The organism is Flavobacterium undicola (genome assembly GCF_009909155.2).
In the GTDB taxonomy this organism is placed as follows: domain Bacteria; phylum Bacteroidota; class Bacteroidia; order Flavobacteriales; family Flavobacteriaceae; genus Flavobacterium; species Flavobacterium undicola.
Map to the genome: position 1 here is coordinate 1 of NZ_JAAAPM020000071.1, position 1,627 is coordinate 1,627.

Sequence of the window (1,627 nt, forward strand, 5' to 3'; positions counted from 1 at the left end):
CTGCCTGAGGTACTGCAGAACATTCTGCCGTTAGATCAGCAGGAGCTTCGCTCAATACCGGAGCCGTAGTGTCTTTTACTGTGATTACTTGAGATTTAGAAGATTCATTACCACAGGCATCTTTAGCTGTCCAGGTTCTGGTCAACGTATAGTTGCTGGCACAAGTTTCACTGATATTTGATTTCACTTCTTTGTAGCTTACCACTGGATTTACATCACAATTATCGGTAGCTGTTAAAGTAGCTGCCTGAGGCACTGCATCACATTCTGCTGTTAGATCAGCAGGTGCTTCGCTCAATACCGGAGCCGTAGTGTCTTCAATTTTTATAGTTTGATTAGCAGTAGTTTTATTTCCGCATGCATCAGTTACTGTCCAAGTTCTTGAAATGATTTTATTTCCAGCACATTCAGTAGTAGGTTTCAGACAAACACTTTTGAAAGTAATACTTCCGTTAACACTATTTTGTTTTCTTGAATAAATAAACCAAGTACCATTCATAGGCCCGGTTAAATTTTCAAAACTAGATACATAAGAGGTTACACCTGTAATGGTATTTGGAGATGAAGAAGCTCCGTTAGGTATGAAGTTTTGACTAATTCCTGAAGTAATGAAATTATTGTTATTCCATTGTGGATTACCCGAAGCATTAGAGTAGAATACAGGTAAGTATAATTCTTTGGTACTTGGGTCAGTATCATCACAATTTCCACCTGAGCAGTATGGTCCAACCAATATTACAGCTTGTCCGCTTGGAGATACCAATGTAAATTCAGCTCTTCCTTTTCCTTGATTGGTTTCGAAAGCTAGGGCAACTTTTTCAATGTTTTTAGCTGTAAGGTTATCAAAACCATTGACATTAAAGTAGAAGTAGCTTCCATTTCCTGAATTGATATTGGCTTCATTGTCATTTCCATAACATTCGGTGTCAGAATAGCTAACTATTGGATTGGAATCACAAGTGTCGTTTACGTTTGTTACAGTTCCTGTTGCAGAAGGATTGCTGTTTGCAATACAATTTTCACCAGCATTTATAGTAATATTTGCAGGGACTGTAAAAGTAGGAGCAGTGATGTCTTGAATATTGATTTTTTGTGATTTTGTTGAAGTATTTCCACAATCGTCAACAGCTGTCCAAGTTCTTGTTGTAGAATAAGAACCTGCACATTGACCTTGAGTTGTTACATCTTCAAAAGTCAAAGTAACAGATGCGTCAACATTGTCCGTTGCTGTTGCTTGTGCAAACTCAGGTTTTGCAGGACAATTGATTGTTGTTTCACTTGGTAATTGACTAATAACAGGAGGGGTACCATCACCATTAATAATTGTAACATCAACAGTTGTTTGGCAACCTTTAGCATCTGTTATGGTGAAAGTATGTAAACCGGCATTTAAACCAATTTGAGCAGGAGAGATTGTGTATCCGGCAGTTCCACCAGCAGGTGTAATCACAACCGAACCGTCATTACCATCTTTACAAGAAACATTTACTTGGTTTCGGGCAGTTGCACTTAGTGCATCAGGTTGAGAGATTGTTTGGTCACCCAATACAATTACACAATTAGGATTTGCTTTGTCTCTTATTTGTACACTATAAGTAGCAGGAGCAAGAGCGTTGAAGCTACCGCT

The 1,627-nt window shown here is 38.5% G+C and carries 1 protein-coding gene; it reads right to left on the bottom strand.

Features of this window, described 5'->3' with window-relative positions; translation table 11 throughout:
* A partial coding sequence (locus tag GTZ96_RS18115; protein WP_181033229.1) for a SprB repeat-containing protein occupies positions 1-1,627 on the bottom strand: 1,627 nt, incomplete at both ends.